This window comes from Jatrophihabitans sp. (assembly GCF_036389215.1).
In the GTDB taxonomy this organism is placed as follows: domain Bacteria; phylum Actinomycetota; class Actinomycetes; order Mycobacteriales; family Jatrophihabitantaceae; genus Jatrophihabitans_A.
Window position 1 is genome coordinate 1 of record NZ_DASVQG010000304.1, and the last position, 17,488, is coordinate 17,488.

Annotated in this window: 15 protein-coding genes; 7 read left to right on the plus strand and 8 right to left on the minus strand. The window is 69.9% G+C overall.

All coding sequences use genetic code 11. The annotated features are described in order from the left end of the window. Positions 1–764: WXG100 family type VII secretion target (locus VF542_RS17230; RefSeq protein WP_408652926.1), on the minus strand; the 764-nt coding region annotated here is incomplete at its 3' end. A gap of 145 nt (positions 765–909) precedes the next feature. Then, a complete protein-coding gene (locus VF542_RS17235; protein ID WP_408652927.1) occupies positions 910–2,115 on the minus strand; it encodes an acyl-CoA dehydrogenase family protein in 1,206 nt (401 codons plus the stop codon). An 81-nt stretch (positions 2,116–2,196) separates the two neighbouring features. Between VF542_RS17235 and VF542_RS17240 the strand changes: the two genes are divergently transcribed. Continuing rightward, the gene (locus VF542_RS17240; protein ID WP_408652928.1) at positions 2,197–2,712 is read left to right on the plus strand and encodes a MarR family winged helix-turn-helix transcriptional regulator; all 516 of its coding nucleotides are present in this window, start codon (positions 2,197–2,199) and stop codon (positions 2,710–2,712) included. A gap of 80 nt (positions 2,713–2,792) precedes the next feature. Here VF542_RS17240 and VF542_RS17245 read toward each other — a convergent pair whose 3' ends face one another. Continuing rightward, the gene (locus tag VF542_RS17245) at positions 2,793–3,839 is read right to left on the minus strand and encodes a S66 family peptidase (protein WP_408652929.1); all 1,047 of its coding nucleotides are present in this window, start codon (positions 3,837–3,839) and stop codon (positions 2,793–2,795) included. Positions 3,840–3,997: 158 nt separating this feature from the next. Here VF542_RS17245 and VF542_RS17250 point away from each other — a divergent pair, with 158 nt between their 5' ends. The 6 genes from VF542_RS17250 (at position 3,998) to VF542_RS17275 (ending at position 10,927) form a co-directional block, all read left to right on the plus strand. Then, entirely contained in the window at positions 3,998–4,900 is a 903-nt protein-coding gene (locus VF542_RS17250) for a family 3 encapsulin nanocompartment shell protein (protein WP_408652930.1), read from the plus strand. 60 nt (positions 4,901–4,960) lie between these two features. Continuing rightward, positions 4,961–5,731, plus strand: a complete 771-nt coding sequence (locus VF542_RS17255; RefSeq protein ID WP_408652931.1) for an SDR family NAD(P)-dependent oxidoreductase — start codon at positions 4,961–4,963, stop codon at positions 5,729–5,731. Between the two features lie 25 nt (positions 5,732–5,756). Then, the gene (locus VF542_RS17260; RefSeq protein WP_408652932.1) at positions 5,757–6,629 is read left to right on the plus strand and encodes an aldo/keto reductase; all 873 of its coding nucleotides are present in this window, start codon (positions 5,757–5,759) and stop codon (positions 6,627–6,629) included. A 92-nt stretch (positions 6,630–6,721) separates the two neighbouring features. Beyond that, a complete protein-coding gene (locus VF542_RS17265; protein WP_408652933.1) occupies positions 6,722–8,395 on the plus strand; it encodes an acyl-CoA mutase large subunit family protein in 1,674 nt (557 codons plus the stop codon). Positions 8,396–8,540: 145 nt separating this feature from the next. Continuing rightward, the gene (locus tag VF542_RS17270; protein WP_408652934.1) at positions 8,541–9,515 is read left to right on the plus strand and encodes a tetratricopeptide repeat protein; all 975 of its coding nucleotides are present in this window, start codon (positions 8,541–8,543) and stop codon (positions 9,513–9,515) included. Positions 9,516–9,694: 179 nt separating this feature from the next. Then, entirely contained in the window at positions 9,695–10,927 is a 1,233-nt protein-coding gene (locus tag VF542_RS17275; RefSeq protein WP_408652935.1) for a DUF3152 domain-containing protein, read from the plus strand. A gap of 93 nt (positions 10,928–11,020) precedes the next feature. Here VF542_RS17275 and VF542_RS17280 read toward each other — a convergent pair whose 3' ends face one another. The 5 genes from VF542_RS17280 to VF542_RS17300 form a co-directional block, all read right to left on the minus strand. Then, positions 11,021–13,162, minus strand: coding sequence for an alkaline phosphatase family protein (locus VF542_RS17280; protein WP_408652936.1), 2,142 nt, complete (start codon positions 13,160–13,162; stop codon positions 11,021–11,023). A gap of 329 nt (positions 13,163–13,491) precedes the next feature. Next, entirely contained in the window at positions 13,492–14,487 is a 996-nt protein-coding gene (locus VF542_RS17285; RefSeq protein ID WP_408652937.1) for a pirin family protein, read from the minus strand. A 207-nt stretch (positions 14,488–14,694) separates the two neighbouring features. After that, positions 14,695–15,015: a hypothetical protein gene (locus VF542_RS17290; RefSeq protein WP_408652938.1), complete on the minus strand. Its 321-nt coding sequence runs from the start codon at positions 15,013–15,015 to the stop codon at positions 14,695–14,697. 181 nt (positions 15,016–15,196) lie between these two features. Then, positions 15,197–15,979: a hypothetical protein gene (locus VF542_RS17295; protein ID WP_408652939.1), complete on the minus strand. Its 783-nt coding sequence runs from the start codon at positions 15,977–15,979 to the stop codon at positions 15,197–15,199. An 85-nt stretch (positions 15,980–16,064) separates the two neighbouring features. Continuing rightward, the coding region (locus VF542_RS17300; RefSeq protein WP_408652940.1) for an FtsX-like permease family protein at positions 16,065–17,488 on the minus strand (1,424 nt) is incomplete at its 5' end.

The following is a 17,488-nucleotide window of genomic DNA, read 5'->3' on the forward strand; positions in this document are numbered from 1 at the left end:
GCGGCAGCGAGCACTGTCGCCGCGGCCAGGCAGGCCGTGCCGGCAGGTGGGCAGATGAAGAGCAGGCCAACACCGAGGACGGTCAGCGCGAGGTTGAGGGAACTGAGGCAGTCCGAGATGTTGTCCAGTGACGGGTGCAGCACCGCCCTTTCGAACGGGCTGAGACAGGTTCCGGCAGCACGTGCGAGGCGGTGCCCAAGTGCGGAGAACCCGTGAACCTCCCGGGTCGGATCGGCCTCATCGGACTCCGATAGCGCCCGGATGCAGCGGTCCAGGGCATCGGCCCACCGGTCATAGCCGGCCTTGAACTCGCAGGCAATGGGCAGCAGGCCGGCAGCGCCGGGCGCTGGCAGCGCGGTGGCTTCGAAGCTGACCGCGGCCCCAGCTCGGCTGGCCAGCGCGTCATAGCGCTGCCGCAGGCGGCTACGGGTGGCGAACAGCCGGGGCGCGGTCTCGTCAAGGGCGCCGGCGTAAGCGTTCAGCGCACCGGCATAGTTCTCATAGCGGTCGGCGGTCGCCGACATCAAGGGCGCGTGGGCCCGGATGTGCTCCACGAAAGTCCGGTGAGCCGCGCCGCTCCACATCGGAGTCTCGGCGCGGGCCAGCAACGTCGAGGTGATCCGGCGAAGGTCAGCGGCCCAGCCGCCGGATCGGCGGGCGGCAGACCGCAGCAGCGGTGGATCACCGGCCGGCATCCGTTGGGCCAAGCAGACCTGAGCGGCCAGCAAGCCGTCACCGGGCAGCTCGAATCGGCTAGTCGCCATGGCAGCCGAAGCTCGGCTCGGGGGCCTCTATCCGCATGGCTCAGGACGTTAGGCAATCGGCCCTGCTGATGCTCTGAGTTATCCACAGCTCAGCTCAGCCGAACCTGGTGTCCCGCGCGCAGTCGCAGGCCCGGGCAGGCCGGTCTCAGCGGTAGGCGGAGAACCCGGTCAGCCGCTCGCCGAGCACCAGGGTGTGCACCTCATGGGTGCCCTCGTAGGTGTAGACCGTCTCCAGGTTCACCGCGTGCCGCAGCACCGGGTACTCGGTGGTGATGCCGGAACCGCCGAGGATGCTGCGGGCCTCCCGGCACACCTCCAGGGCCGAGCGCACGTTGGAGAACTTGCCGAAGCTGACCTGGTGCGGCTGGATCTGGTGGGCGTCCTTGAGCTCTGCCAGCCGGCGCGAGACCAGCTGCATGTTGGACACCGTGACCGCGAGTTCGGCCAGCTTGCGCTGGGTCAACTGGAAGCTCGAGATCGGCCGGCCGAACTGGACCCGGCTGTTGGCATAGTCCAGCGCGCTGGCCAGGGCGTCCCGGGCCGCACCCACCACGCCGCTGATGATGCCGAACCGCGCTTCGGTCAGGCAGCCCAGCGGCGCCCGCAACCCCCGGGCTTCGGGCAGCTGGGCGCTGGCCGGCAGCCGGACCTCGTCCAGGCTCAGCTCGGAGGTGATCGAGGCCCGCAGCGAGATCTTGTGGTGGACGTCGGAGCTGGTGAAACCGGGGGTGCCCTTCTCGACCAGGAACCCGCGGATGCCCTCGTCGGTGCGTGCCCACACCACGGCGACGTCGGAGACCGAGCCGTTGGTGATCCACATCTTCGAGCCGTGCAGGATCCAGTCGGCGTCCTCGCCGGGGCCGGAGCGGCGAGCGTAGGTGCGCATCGATGCCGGGTCGGAGCCCGCGTCGGACTCGGTCAGGCCGAAGCAGCCGATCGCCTCGCCCCGGGCCATCCGGGGCAGCCACTCCTGCTTCTGCTCCTCGCTGCCGTAGGCGTGGATGGCATACATCGCCAGCGAGCCCTGCACGCTGACCAGGGACCGCAGGCCGGAGTCGACCGCCTCGATCTCGGTGCAGGCCAGCGCGTACTGGCTGGCCTTGGCGCCGGCGCAGTCATAGCCCTGCAGGTGCATTCCGAGCACGCCCAGCTTGCCGAACTCCAGCGCGAGGTCCCGGGCCGGCAAGGTGCCGGCCTCGAACCACTCGGCGATGTGCGGTCGAAGCTGCTCGGTGGCGAACCGGCGGATGGTGTCGCGCAGCAGCCGGTCCTCGCCGTCGAGGGTCTCCTCGAGGTCGAGCAGGTCCAACCGGTCCAGGGCGTCGAAGTCGGCCTGAGGCGAGATGGTCATGCCGCCACGATAGTCCCCGGCGCGGCCTGGCCGGCCGGGCTCGCGTCCAAGTGTGGGGCAGTCGTCGATAGGCTGTCTGGCATGTCCGGACCGCTGCCCTTCGATCCGGTCGAGCGCGCCAGCGACTCGTGGGCCAAGCACTACCCCGAAGCCGGCGAGCAGGTGTACGCCGCGATGCGGGCGGTGACCTCGATCATGCGGGCGCAGCAGATCCTGATCGCCGACCTCGACGCCTCGCTGCGACCGTTCGGCCTGACCTTCGCCCGCTACGAAGCCCTGGTGCTGCTCACCTTCTCCTCCACCGGCGCGCTGCCGCTGTCCAAGATCGGGGAGCGGCTGCAGGTGCACGCCACCAGCGTGACGAACCTGATCGACCGGTTGGAGGCCTCGGGCATGGTGCGGCGCGAGCCCAATCCCCGCGACGGCCGGGGCACGCTGGCGGTGCTGACCGACGAGGGCCGGCGGGTCGCCGACGCGGCCACCCAGGAGCTGCACAAGAACCGGTTCGGGCTGCAGGGCCTCTCCCAGGACGATCTGCAGGGGCTGTTCGCCGCGCTGCGCCGGCTGCGGATCGAGGCCGGCGACTTCGCCGTCTGACGGCACGACCGGTTCGAGGACGCCTCAGCACACCGCCGGTTCAGGACGCGCGTCAGCACACCGCCGGTTCAGCACACGCGTCAGCACACCGCCGGTTCGAGGATGCTCAGCCGCCGCTGCCGCGGGTCCACCAGCACCTGCCGCCCCAGCGGCAGCACTCCCATCGGAGAGGAATGGCCGTAGTCGAGATTGGCCACGAACGGCAGGTCGGGACGGCCTGACACCACCAGCTCGTCGCGGACCGCCTCGTACAGGGCCAGCGTGTCGCGCAGCGACATGGACTCCGGCCGGGAGAACAGCAGCGCCGAGATCCGCGCCACGATGCCCAGCGCGGCGAAGTTGCGTATCCAGGCCACCACCTGCGACACGGGTGGCCGGTCCTCCGAGATCTCCAGATGCAGCACGGCCCCGTCGAAGTCGGCAAGGTCCGGCCAGATCGCGGTGCCCAGCGCCATCGCCAGCACCTCCAGGCAGCCGCCCATCAGCGGTCCCCGCACCGGCTCGTCGCCCTGCAGCCACAGCCAGCCGTAGTTGGGCACCCAGCGCCGCCGCCGGCTCTGCAGCTCCGGCCGGTTCCAGTCCAGCTGCTCCTCGGTCCATTCCGTCGCCGCGGCCAGCTCACCGACCGGCTCGGTCGACATCACGGTCGCGCTGAAGGAGTCGGCGCTGAACCTGGCGATGCCGCCGTTCTCGGCCGCCGTGCTGAGCACCGCCATGCCGTAGAACGAGCCGACGCCGGCCTTGCCGAAGGCCAGGTGGCTGATCGTGGTGTCGGAGTAGCCGGTGAACACCTTCGGGTGCGCGGCGATCAGGCCGAGATCCAGGTACGGCACGATCCGGACCGAGTCATCGCCCCCGATGGCCGAGATGATGCCGTGCACGTCGCGGTTCTCCAGCGCCCAGTGCAGATCCTCGGCGCGGGCTTTCGGATTGACGCGCAGCCAGTCGGAGTCCCGGGTGGCATGCGGAGCATCGATCACCCGCAGCCCGAACGTCTCGGCCAGCTGTCGCTTGCCGATGGCATAGCGGTGCGGCAGCTCGCCGGCCAGGCCGGCGGACAGCGAGACGACGGCGACGGTGTCTCCGGGCCGCAGCGCTGGCGGCCGGATCGAGGCGTAGGCGGGCATGCTGATCATTCTCGCCGCGCGGGCAAGCACATTTGGGGTGCGGCGGGGCCGCCTGCCCGAAGTCCACCAGGCACAGGCACCCCGCCTGGGGTGGGCACAGCGGACAATATGATGGGCAGACCCGATGCATCCGATCGTGCGAGTTCTCTAGGAGGCACATGCCTACGCCTGACGCCGGTTCGAGTCCTGGCCTCGATGCTGACAGCGACGCCGCAGGGGCGGCGCGGGGAACTCCGGGCGAGCAGTTCCTGGCCGCCATCGAGGCGGGCGGTGAACGCGAGGACATCACGGTGGCCGTCGACGCGCACCTGCCCGGAGCGTTCCCGCTGTTCGCGACCCGGCCCCGGTACCCGGTGCGGCACCTGTTGAACACGATGCCGGTGGAGGATGGCGAGTCCGCCGCCTACGTCCACGAGCCCTCGGTGCAGCGGCGGGAGGAGTCGGGCACCAGCTACGCCGCCACTCCGGAGGCGACCTTCCTGCCGGAGCTGCAGGAGGCACAACTGAGCGACCTGACGGTGTCGGTGTCGCTGCCGCCCACCATCCTGCGGCGCCCCGCGCTGCTCACCGCGTTCATCGACCGCCGGGTGCTGGTGCGCACCACGACGATGGAGAACCAGGTGCTGCTGCACGGCAGCGAGGACGGCAAGGTGCCGGGCCTGCTGGAACTCGACGGGATGCGACACCGCAGGAGCAACCGGGACCTCGACGAGGCGGTCACCGCGGTGGCGTTCGAGGTGGAGGAGACCGGGGGCTCGTGCGACGGCATGGTCGTCCACCCGGCCGTCTACTGGGAGATGGTGCGCCAAGGGCTGCTCGGCCGGTTGCAGGTAGCCGGGGTGGTGGTGTCGAGAACCCGGATGATCGCCAGGGACACCCTGTTGCTGGGGGACTTCCAGGCGGCGGCGACGCTGCTGTTGCCAGGTGTCAACACCCTGTCGCTGCGCCGGGGAGCCGGGGCCTCCGGCGAGGACGTCGTCGAGGCGAGCACCCGTCTCGGTCTCGGCGTCCACCTGCCCCAGCACCTGATATCGCTGACCTGGGGCGGCTCGGATGACTGAGCTGACAGTCGTGGCGGGGGACCGAGGAGCCTGCCCGCCGGACCGGGTGCTGGAGGGCCGATGGATCTCGGCCTGACCGGGCGGGTGGCGGCGGTGGCCGGCTCCAGCAGCGGCCTCGGCCTGGCGGTGGCCAAGGCCCTTGCCGGCGAAGGTGCACACGTGGCCATCTGCGGCCGTAACGTCGAGAAGTTGGCCCGCGCCGAGGCCGAGGTGGCCGCGATGGGGCCGGGCAAGGTCACCAGCACAGCCCTGGACCTGAGCGACGATCTGGCCGCGGCCGCCTGGGTCCAGGACACCGCCGCGGCCCTCGGCGGGTTGGACATCCTGGTCACCAACTCCGGCGGCGTTCCCAGCGGGCCCGTCGACAGCTTCACGGTCTCCGATTACCGGGCCGCGTTCGACACCAGCTTGATACCGCATGTCAGCCTCACCCTGGCGGCGTTGCCGCTGCTGCAGCAGCACGGGTGGGGACGGGTGCTGATGATCGCCTCCGAAGTGATCCGCCAGCCGAATCCTGACTACGGCCTGTCCGCGGTGGCCCGGCTGGGCATCCTCGGCTACATGAAGGGATTGGTGGACGCCCTGGGCGACAGCGGCGTGACGGTCAACGTCCTGGCTCCCGGGTACCACCGCACGAAGATGCTGACCGACCAGTTCGGCGAGGACGCCGACACGGAGCTCGCCAAGGTGGCCGAGGGCATCCCGCTCGGACGGATCGGCGATCCGGCTGATTTCGGCGCCCTGGCAGCCTTCTACGCCAGCAGGCAGGCGCGCTACATCACCGGCTCGCTGGTCATGGCCGACGGGGGCAACACCCGCGGCATCGGATAACCGTCCTGACGAGACTGGAGAGAGCATGGCCGCGCACGACAACATCGCCTCCGCACAGGAATCGGGCACCTTCCAGATCGATGGAAGGACCGTGCACCGGCTGGGGTTCGGGGCGATGCGCATCACCGGCCCGGGTATCTGGGGGGAGCCGGCCGACCGCGCCGAATGCGTGGCGGTGCTGCGCCGGGCCGTCGAGCTGGGTGTCGATTTCATCGACACCGCCGACTCCTACGGCCCCGGGATCAGCGAGGAGATCATCGCCGAGGCGCTGCATCCCTACGCCGACGACGTTCTGATCGCCACCAAGGCAGGGCTGACCCGCCAAGGGCCGGACCAGTGGACCCCGGTGGGCCGGCCGGCCTACCTGCGCCAGCAGGCCGAACTGTCACTGCGGCGGCTCAGGCTGGAGCGGATCGAGCTGTTCCAGCTGCACCGGATCGACGCCGAGGTACCGCTGGCCGACCAGGTCGGCGAGCTCAAGGCGCTGCAGGACGAGGGCAAGGTCGGTGCCATCGGGCTGTCGGAGGTCAGCGTCGCCCAGATCGAGGAGGCCCGCGAGGTCGCCGACATCGCCACCGTGCAGAACCTGTACAACCTGACCAACCGGCAGTCCGAGGACGTGCTGCGCTACTGCGAGGCCGAGGGCATCGGTTTCATCCCGTGGTTCCCGATCGCGGCCGGTGATCTGGCCGGGCCCGGTGGCCCGGTGGACCACGTGGTGCAGGCGACCGGGGCGACGCCGTCGCAGGTGGCGCTGGCCTGGCTGCTGGCGAGGTCACCGGTGATGCTGCCGATCCCGGGCACCTCGAAACTCAGCCACCTGGAGGAGAACCTCGGCGGCGCCGGCCTGCGGCTGAGCGACGAGCAGGTCGCCGAGCTGACCGGAGCCGTGCGCTAGGCGGCGCGGATGGAGGTGAGCTGCCGCACCTCCAGGTTGCCAGGTACTAGGACGTCCTAGCATCTAGTCGGACGTCCAAGTAGTATCGGTACATGGATTCCGAGCAGATCGCCGCGGGCCGCGCTCGCTGGCTGCAGCGTTATGAGAAGTCCCGGATCGCCGAGCGCGATTTCACCACGCTGTCGGGCGTGGAGGTGGACCCCGTCTACGGGCCGCCCGAGGATAGCTCGGACAGCCGCTTCGAACGGATCGGCTGGCCGGGGGAGTTCCCGTTCACCCGCGGCCTGCACGCCACCGGATACCGCGGCAAGCCCTGGACGATCAGGCAGTTCGCCGGCTTCGGCAACGCCAAGCAGACCAACGAGCGCTACAAGATGATCCTGGCCTCCGGCGGCGGCGGCCTCTCGGTGGCCTTCGACATGCCCACCTTGATGGGCCGGGACTCCGACGACCCGCGCTCGGAGGGCGAGGTCGGGCACTGCGGGGTCGCCATCGACTCGGCCGCCGACATGGAGACCCTGTTCGACGGCATCGACCTGGGCGCGGTCACCACCTCGATGACCATCTCGGGCCCCGCGGTGCCGGTGTTCTGCATGTACGTGGTGGCCGCCGAGCGCCAGGGCGTGGACATCTCACGGCTCAACGGCACGCTGCAGACCGACATCTTCAAGGAGTACATCGCCCAGAAGGAGTGGATCTACCCACCGGAGCCGCACCTCAAGCTGATCGGTGACCTGATGGAGTTCGTCGCCGAGGGCATCCCGGCCTACAAGCCACTGTCGGTGTCGGGTTACCACATTCGCGAGGCCGGCTCGACCGCCGCGCAGGAGCTGGCCTTCACCCTCGCCGACGGATTCGGTTACGTCGAGCTGGGCCTGTCCCGCGGCCTGGACATCGAGCAGTTCGCACCGGGCCTGTCGTTCTTCTTCGACGCCCACCTGGACTTCTTCGAGGAGATCGCCAAGTTCCGCGCGGCCCGCCGGATCTGGGCGCGCTGGCTTCGTGATGTCTACGGCGCCAGGACCGTGAAGGCGCAGCAGCTGCGGTTCCACACCCAGACCGCCGGGGTGTCGCTGACCGCCCAGCAGCCGGAGAACAACATCGTCCGGACCGCGATCGAGGCGCTGGCCGCGGTGCTGGGCGGCACGAACTCGCTGCACACCAACGCCCTGGACGAGGTGCTGGCGCTGCCCAGCGACAAGTCCGCCCAGATCGCGCTGCGCACCCAGCAGGTGATCGCCGAGGAGCTCGGGATGCTCAACGTCGCCGACCCGCTCGGCGGCTCGTGGTACGTCGAGGCGCTGACCGACAAGATCGAGGCGGAGGCGGAGAAGATCTTCGCCCAGATCAAGGAGATGGGCGGCGACGGCACCATGACCGCCGGCCTGCTGCGCGGCATCGAGGACGGCTGGTTCACCGGCGAGATCGCCGAGTCGGCGTTCCGGTACCAGGTCGCGCTGGAGAAGGGCGACAAGCGGGTGGTCGGGGTCAACGTCCACCAGGGCGAGTACGGCGAGCCGCTGGAGATCCTGCGGGTCTCCCACGAGGTCGAGCTGGAGCAGCGCGAACTGGTGCGTAGTCGCCGCGCCGCCCGGGACGATTCAGGGGTCGAGAAGGCGCTGCGGCGGATGGTGGACGCGGCCGCGGCCGGTCAGAACACCCTGCCGGCCATGCTGGACGCGGTCCGCGCCGAGGCCACCCTGGGCGAGATCTGCAACGCGTTCAAGCCACTGTGGGGCGAGCACCGCGAGCCCGCACGATTCTGATCGGGTTTGGCTGCAGTCCAATCGGGGTTGGCTGCAGCTGAGTTCGGGTTGCCTGCAGCCTCCGATCGGGGTTGGCTGCAGCCTGGGCGCCTGGGTAGCCAGGCCGCTGAGTAGCCGCTGAGCCGCAACTGGAAAAATGAGTGTCATGCGTCCTGGTACCCGTCCCGCCCGTTCCAAGTCCGCCTCGCCCGCGCCGTCACCCGCCGCGATCGCGGCGATGTCGGGGGCCGTCGACCTGGCCGCCGTGAAGGCCCGCTCCGAGGCCGCCGCTCGCGCGGCCAGCGCCCCGCCGCCGTCGGGCGGGCAGTACGTGGTGGAGGCCACCGAGGCCAACTTCCAGGCCGAGGTGCTCGATCGCTCCTTCCAGGTTCCGGTGTTGCTGGACCTGTGGGCGGACTGGTGTGAGCCGTGCAAGCAGCTGTCACCGATGCTCGAACGGCTGGCCAACGAGGCCGGCGGCAGCTGGGTGCTGGCCACCGTGGACGTCGAGGCCAACCAGCGGATCGCCCAGATGCTGCAGGTGCAGAGCATCCCGACGGTCTTCGCGGTGATCGGCGGCCAGCTGGTCCCGGGCTTCCAAGGGGCGCTGCCCGAGGCGCAGGTGCGCGAGTTCCTGGCGGCGCTGCTGCACGCCGCCGGCCAGGCGGGGCTGTCCGGACCGGGCGCTCCGGCCGGCCCCGAGGCTGCGGGCGGCCCGCCGGCGCTTCCGGAGGACGAGCGGTTCACCGCCGCCGAGGACGCGCTGGAGGCCGGTGACTTCGAACTGGCGGCCGAGCGCTACCAGGCGATCCTGAACGCCGAGCCGGCCAACACCGAGGCCCAACTGGCGTTGCGCCAGGTGGGGCTGCTGCGCCGGCTGTCGGTGCTGCCGCCCGATGCGCTGCACGCCGCGGTGCTGGCGCCCGATGATGTCGACGTGCAACTCGCGGCGGCCGATGCCGAGCTGGCGAACAACCAGGTGGAGGCGGCGTTCAGCCGGCTGGTGGGGCTGGTGCGCCGGCTGCGTGGCGAGGACCGGATGCCGGTCCGGGACCGGCTGGTGGAGTACTTCGAACTGCTCGGCCCGGACGACCCGCGGGTGCCCAAGGCTCGCCGGGACCTGGCCAACGCCCTGTTCTAGAGAGCGGCGCCACACCGCTGCCGCCGCGGCTGGCCGCCGGTCAGCTCGTCTCCAGCGGGTTGCGCCGGCCGCGGGGACGATGGCGCGCAACGGATTGGCAACGTCGGCCCCGTTTCCCGGCCGGTGGGTGAGCCCGGCTGGCAGCATCACGCCCATCCTCGAGGTGGCAGGAGGGTCCGATGCACCGTCAGCCCGTCCGAACCCTGGTTGCGGTCTTGCTCTGTGTTGCGAGCTGCCTCCTCGGTGCCAGTCAGCCGACAGCTGCGGCCGCGCCCCAGGTTGTTTACACCTACCAGGTGCGCGGGTTGGCCAACAGCAGCAGCCTGGAATCGTTCGCGGCCGCGGCGGCGAGCACCTACGCCGACCGGTTGGGATGGGGGCTGGGCGGCTCGATCGCCTTTCGCCGGGTCGCCTCGGGCGGGAACTTCACGCTCTGGCTGGCCGCCGCCAGCCGGGTGCCCGGCTTCGGATGGCCCTGCGACAGCACCTATTCCTGCAGAGTCGGGCGCAACGTGGTAGTCAACGAGACCCGCTGGCTGACCGGCTCGCCGTCCTGGAATGCCACCGGAGCCCCGCTGGCCGGCTACCGACGCATGGTTCTCAACCACGAGACCGGTCACTGGCTGGGCTTCGGCCACGGGTTCTGCGGGGGTCCGGGCCAGCTGGCGCCGGTGATGCAGCAGCAGTCCATCTCGATGCAGGGTTGCCGTCCGAACGCCTGGCCGACGGTCAGCGAGCGACGGCGGCTGGCCGCTTCGCGCGGCGTGCCAGACCGCGCCGGCAACCCGGTGGGCAGGGTGGACGACGTGGTGCCAGGGGTAGCGGCGATCTCTCTGCGTGGCTGGGCGATCGATCCGGACACCGCGGCGGCGATCCGGGTGACCGTCCAGCTAGATAGCAGTGTGATGACGGTGCTGGCCAACGGCCGGCGCGACGACGTCGGCGGCCACTATCCGGGTTACGGCAGCAACCATGGGTTCAGCTTGACGCTGAATGCCGCTCCAGGCTGGCACACCGTGTGCGTACGGGCGCTGAACGCGGCCGGCGCCGGCGTCACGGTGCTGCTGGGCTGCCGGACGGTGTTCGTCAGCGGCACCCCGATCGGGTACCTGGATTCGGTGGTCGCGTCCAGGCAGGGCATCCTCGTCACCGGCTGGGCACTCGACCCGAACAGCAGCTCGGCGGTGCCGGTAGATGTGGATGACCGGCCAGGTGGCCTGGTCAGCATCTGGGCCAACCAGTCGCGGCCGGACGTGGCCGCGCGCTACCCGCGCTGGGGTGAGGCACACGGCTTCAAGGTGCTGATTGGGGCCAGTCCCGGACTGCACGAGGTATGTGTCCACGCGCGCAATATCTACGGCATCGGCGGCACCAGGACCCTCGGCTGCCGGTCGGTGTCGGTGCCCGGCTGATCGGCGCGCTGTCCGCGGTCCACGTCGCACAGCTGCGCGCCGGGTTAGCCGCCCTGCTGGAACGCCGCGACGACATCAACGGTGGCGCGCCGTTCAGGGATAGGTCTCGATGGGCACGCCTGCGGGGGCCGGTTCGATCGTCCAGTGATCGCCTTTCGGATCCGTTGTGAGCCAGCCGGAGCCCACTATCCAGCGCTCGTCGCGGGTCAGCCGGGCGCCCTGGTAATGCGCGTTCACCAGGAAGACTTGGTCGCCGTAGCGCACCGGCTGGGCGGTATCGGCGAGTTTCTGGATCGCCCACCTCTGCTTGAGGGCGTTGTCGCCGTCGAGGTACTCGTCGTAGTAGTAGCAGTCGTGTGAGTCGTCCCAGGCGCCGAGGAGGTTACGTGGCCCCAGCCCGTGTTCTCGCGAGACGATCAGCACCTGATCGTTGTTGTCGATCTGGGCGGCCGGGTCGGGCGCCTGGGTGACGAAGCTGAGCACCGCGGGCTGCTGGCCGCCGATCCTCGGGAAGTATGCGGCGATGTCGAGGTCGATGCAGATGCTGATCACCGAGTCGGGGATGATCGAGCCGCCGCCGGCAGCCTTCATGGTGGCGTAGTAGGTAGTCAGGTACTGCCCGTTCTGGTTTCTGAGCAGGAACGAGTCGCCGTACTGAACGAGATCGCCGACGGCGTGGGGAGGGTCTAGGAACGGCAGCGCGGTTTCGTCGGTCCGCGGCCGGTCGAGGGTGAGAACGCCTTCGAAGGTGGGCGCCGCCTGGGCTCGGTCACCGAAGGAGGCGACCTTATCGCCCTGTCCGACCCAGTTCAGGACTGTGGCGATGACTGAGGTGTGATCGTAGGGAACGTCGCCGATGGACCGGAAGACCGTCTCCTTCTGGACGTAGGGGGAGACGATGATCGTCGGCACCCGGGCGCCGAGCCGGTCGAAGGCGAAGTGGGTGGGGCTCTTGTACGGCGGCTGCCCGTTCGGGCCCCACGGCGGATTGACGATCCCGGCCTTCAGCTCGTCGGTCCGGTGGTCGAAGGAGCCGACGAACTCGTCGAAGGTGATGAGCAGCAGCGTCTTGCGCCAGGCGTCGGTGTTGGCGATCAGGCTGGTGTAGACCTCCTTGACGAACTCCTCGCCGACCAGGACGTTGCTCGGCGGGTGGTAGTCGTTGCCGAGCACGGTGAAGAGTTTTTCCTGGATGGGGTTGTCGTTCGTCGTGTGCGAGATCGACCAGAATGGCTCAATGTAGGTGAAGCTTGGCAGCTGCCCGGCACGGGCAAGGCGGTGGAAGTCGTCGAGCTTTCCGAAGTGCTGTGCGGCATTGGGTATCTTTCCCTGGATCTGCGGGAACAGCCGCCAGGTGTAGCAGGAACCCAGCTCGCCGGAGGTCAGCTCCTCGAGATACTTGGTGTAGGGCGACAACGCCAGCAGCAGCGCTTCCGCGGCAGCCGCGAGCAAGGGAAAGCCGGCGAGGGTTAGCAGCGGTATGAGGGTGGGCAGCCCGGTCAACAGGGTGGAGATCTTCTGCGGCAGGTAGCTGGTCTGGAAATAGACCGCCCAGTCGACTCCGGCATCGTTGAGCGCATTAAAGATCGTCGGGGCGTCGACCCGGTCGTCGCCGATCGCCATACCGAGCACGGCCTCGATCTCCTTGGCCTGCGGGTTGGTTTCGAGGTCGCCGTTGTTGACCATCCCGTTCGAGGTCGCGCACGTCAGGAACGCGCGATTGGGGTTGGTCTGCGAGGGGACGGAGGCGAACCAGGCATCGGATACCGCATAGTGCCTGGCGAGCTGGTTCAGCACGGGCAGCTGCCCTGGCGTAAACGTCTGCAACATCATCGGGCCTAGACGCGCAAGATCCGCGTCCTTGACGCCCAGCCCCTGCAGCACCTCGACGAAGTCGGCCAGCACACCGGTCATCGTGATGGGCGCGCCGGGAGCCGGGGTGGCCGTGTCGAAGAACTGGGTGTTGACGTGGTCGAACTCCTCGCCGGGAGCGACGTCGGGCACGGAGAAGCCCTGCACGCCGCGGGCGGGCTTGGCGGTCAATGTGCCGTTCAGCGCCGTATTGAGGTACTTGTCGGGATCGACAGACTGCAGGCCCCGGTACTCGTCGCCCGGAGTGGCCGCCGGAATGTTGAGCGTCGGTGCGTCGCGCTCATACAGCCAACCCAGCATGCTGTCGAAGGAACGGTTCTCCAGCATCAGCACCACGACATGCTCGATGTTTTCAAGGGACATCCGGGCCTCCGGGAGTCGCTTCGGGCATCTCGCCACCGCTGTGGAGGCGGACCCTTCGCGTCGGCGGCGGGATAGGTCGAGTGCGGAGCCTCAGCAGTGTGGGCTCTGTGAGGCTCAGGCGTGCCACCATACGCGGACCAGAGGGGGCGCGTAAGACATAGGGGGCAGCTTGCCGCAGGCGTCCAAGCAGGCGGAGCGGATCGCCGACTGCCCGATCGAGGCGACGTGACCGCGACGACCTGCGACAGGGCACTCGAAAGTGATATGCCCTCCCGTCGTACTGGCAACGGGAGGGCATATCGATATTGCTGAGCGGACGGCGGAGTGCTTCAGCTCTCCAGCGGGTTGCGCTGGCCGCGCGGCACGTGCGGCATGATCGCGTTCGGCGGGATCACGCCCAGCCGGCCGGCCTGGTAGTCGGTCAGGGCCTGCTGCAGCTCGGCACGGGTGTTCATCACGAACGGGCCGTAGTGCACCATCGGCTCCCGGATCGGCTCGCCGCCCAGCAGGATGATCTCCAGGGAGTTGGTCCGGCTGTCCTGGTGGGCGTCGGCGCTGACGGTGATCCGGTCACCGGGGCCGAACACCGCGAGCTGGCCGGCGTGGATCGGCTCAGCCTTCGGGCCGACCGTTCCCGAGCCTGCCATCACGTAGCCGAGGGCGTTGTAGGTCGGCTGCCACGGCAGTGACAGCTGGGCGCCGGGCGCGACCGAGGCGTGCAGCAGGGTGATCGGGGTGTGGGTCGATCCCGGTCCCTTGTGCCCGTCCACCTCGCCGGCGATCACCCGTAGCAGCGAGCCGCCGTCGGCGCTGGCGAGCAGCGTGATCTGGCCGGACTCGATGCCCTGGTAGTTGGGCGTCAGGAACTTGTCCTTGGCCGGCAGGTTGACCCACAGCTGGAAGCCGTGGAACAGCCCGCCCTCCTCGACCAGCTTCTCCGGCGGGGTCTCGATGTGCAGCAGCCCGGCACCGGCGGTCATCCACTGGGTGGAGCCCTCGGTGATCACGCCGCCGCCACCGTGGGTGTCCTGGTGGATGAACTGGCCCTCGATCAGGTAGGTCACCGTCTCGAAACCGCGGTGCGGGTGCCAGTGGGTGCCCTTGGGCTCGCCTGCGGCGTAGTCCACCTCGCCCATGTGGTCCATCATGATGAACGGGTCGAGGTAGCGGTAGTCGATGCCCGCCATCGTCCGGCGTACCGGAAAGCCTTCGCCTTCCTGGCCGGCTGGCGCAGTGGACACCGCCAGCACCGGGCGCTCGATGTCGCCCAGGGTGGCCGGGGCCACCCGGGGAAGGGTCATGGTGTCAGCAGTTACGGCAGCCATCTCTCAAGCCTCCTCAGTTCGTTGCGTGTGCAACTATGTGCTCAAACCACGGCCCCGACCGTCGTATTCCATGGTGCACTGACACTGAGGTCGTTCCGCTGTGGGCTTGTCGCTGGCATCGCGTTACGACGCCGACGCCGACCTGGCGGGGAGCCGCCAGGTCGGCGTCGGTCGTGTCGTAGGTCAGGGCGTGCTTGTCGAGCGGGATCAGGCGACCTTGTCGTCGGGCGTCAGGGCGACCTTGTCGTCGGGCGTCAGGGCGACCTTGTCGTCGGGCGTCAGGGCGACCTTGTCGTCGGGCGTCAGGGCGACCTTGTCATCGGGCGTCAGGGCGACCTTGTCGTCCGGAGTTACGGCAACCTTGTCGTCCGGCGTAACGGCGACCTTGTCCGCGGGTGCCGAAACGGTCTTGTCGGCGGGCGACGGCGCAGCGCTCTTGGCAGCGAACGCGGGATCCGCGGCGCCGACAACTCCGCAGATCAGGAGGAAGGCAACACCAGCCATGGCCGGGCGGAACAAGCGACTCATCAAATACCCCTTCGTGTCGGTTGCATTTGTTGTGCCCATCGGCTGAGACCTGCCCGAGGTGAGTCCCCGGCAGTGTGAGCTACCGCGCAGGCCGCCGGCATCCGTCTCGCCGCGAGGACCAGACCGCCGCTCGGTGCCGCTCGCCATGCACGAGCGGCTACCGGCAACGGATCAGCGATAGTCAGGGAGCCGGTGTCTGCAGTGCGGTCAGCGCGGCGGTCGCGGTGCTGATGTCCTGCTCGGCGGAGGTCAGCGCCAATTCCGCGGCGTCCAGGTCGGCACGGGCGCCGGCCTGGGCGGCCCGCAGTTGGGTGGCGCTCGGGGCGGCCGGAATCGCCAGCGCGGTGCTGGCGGCGCTCGCCGCACAGGCCGACGCGTGGTCCAGCTGGGTGGCGAGGTCGGCCAGCGGCGTGCTGACGGTGCTCACGTCGGTCCCGGCTGCCTGCAGGGTGGCCGCCTGCGCGCTGAGGTCGTCGCCGCTGGTGGCCATCCCGGCCGCGGTCTGCTGGGTGCGGGCGGCGGCGGTCACCAGCCGGAACTGCAGGTCGGCGCCCTGCACGGTGCGAACGCCGGACCGGGTCGCAGCCTGGATCGACTTGGCCGACGTCGCGGCGGCAACGGCCGTGCCGTCGGCGGCCAGCGCCGCCAGGTCGGCGGTGGTGGCCGTTGCCAGGGCGCTCTTGTCCTCAGCCGGCAGCATGGTGGAGGCGGCTTCGGCAGCCGCGACCCGGCGTACCCGGGCAGCGTCGGCGGCCAGCGCCTTGGCGGCGCCCTTGCGCATGCCGGCCAGCTTGTCCACCGGCTTGTGCGAGGCCGGGTGGCTGTGCGGCGCGGGGTGACTGTGGGTGGCCGGCTTGGTGTGGGCCTTGGCGCTGGCGGCGAACGCCGGGTCACCGGCACCGACAACCCCGCAGGTCAGCAGAAAGGCAACGCCGGCCGTCGCCGGACGGATCCATCGAGTCATTCAAATCCTCCGTGTCGATTACGTTTAGTTACGAATCGGCCCGAAGTATGCGAAGTTGAGTGACTCTGCGTAGTAATGAAGCTCTTCAGGCGTCGGTACGCAGTGGTTCCGGCGGCCGGGTGCGGGTCATCAGCCCGGCGATCAGCATGGCCGCCAGCGGAACCAGCATCACCGTCCCGATCACGTTCGGCCACCATGGGATCGCCAGCGGGTGTGGGTCTGGCGGCAGGCTGCCATACCCGTGGTTGCTCCGGCGCGCGTTGTCGATCACCATGATCGGCGGCAGGAAGCCGAGGGCCGTGCCCAGCAGCACCCCGAGCAGGGCGACCACCCCGGCTCGCGCGACGCTCAAGCGCCGCCGCAGGCCCGGGCTCGCGCCGACGGCCCACAGCGTGAGCAGATCCGGCCGGGAATCCACCACCGCCAGCGCCGTGGCCAGCGCGGTGGCACCCATCGCGATGATCACGGCGGCCAGCAGCGTCGCCAGGATGGCGGCTCGGTAGCGGTCGACGTAGCCGTGCTCGATCGTCGCGGTGAGGTCATTGTCGGCCAGCGCAGCCACCAGCGACTGCTCCTGCTGGTCGGTGACGGGGCTGGCGAGCGCGGCCACAACCGCCGTCGGAGCCGTCTGGACGTGCAGCTTGGCCGCGGTGGCCGGCGACATCAGGACGGCGATACCGAGCCGGGTGCTCGATCGGCGCACCGCCGCCGGCAGGCCCCGGGTAGGAGCCGGGTCTGCCTCGCCGTACACCCGCTGAACCACGGTGACCTGACCGGACTCGTCGAGGTCCAGTGCCGAGCCGACCAGGAGCTTGCCGGCCTCGAGCGCCGCCACGTCCGCCGGGTCCAGCCGGTCCATCAGCACGCCCAGCAGCTCCGGCTCCATCACCACGCCGCCGAAGCCGTAGCCCGTCGCCTCCTGGTACTGGCAGCGCGGGTCCGACCGGCTGGTGGCCTCCGGCGGGCACTGGTTGGCTGCCGGGCGCACCACCTGCAGGTCCATGCAGTTGGCGCAGTTGTTGGAACTCAACACCGCGACCCGGCTGACGTCGAGGTTCGCGCGCAAGGCCTGGACCGCCAGCGACGCGGCGTCCGGCCGGTCGTCGGGGAGCCGGACCAGAACCAACCCGGCCGGCAACTGCGGCTGGTACTGCAGCCGGTCACGTGCCGACTGGGAGGAGACGTAGATGGCGATCGCGATGCTCGCGGTCGTCACGGCCAGCACGGCTGCCAGCGCCGGCACTGCCGCCGACCGGTTGCGGGCCGCGTCGCGCAGCGCGATCCGGAAGGCGACCGGCAACCGCGGCGCCAGCCGGCCGGCCAGGCTCAGGATGCCCGGCGTCAGGGCGACCACCCCCAGCTCGCACAGCGCCAGCCCGGGCAGGATCAGCAGCAGTTCGCCCCGCGCCGCTCCGGCCGCGCCGGCAGCAAGGCCGGCGGCCACCGACAGCAGGCCGAGCAGCGACAGCCGCCACGGGGTCCGGGTGGCGCCGCGCCGCCCGGCCAGCG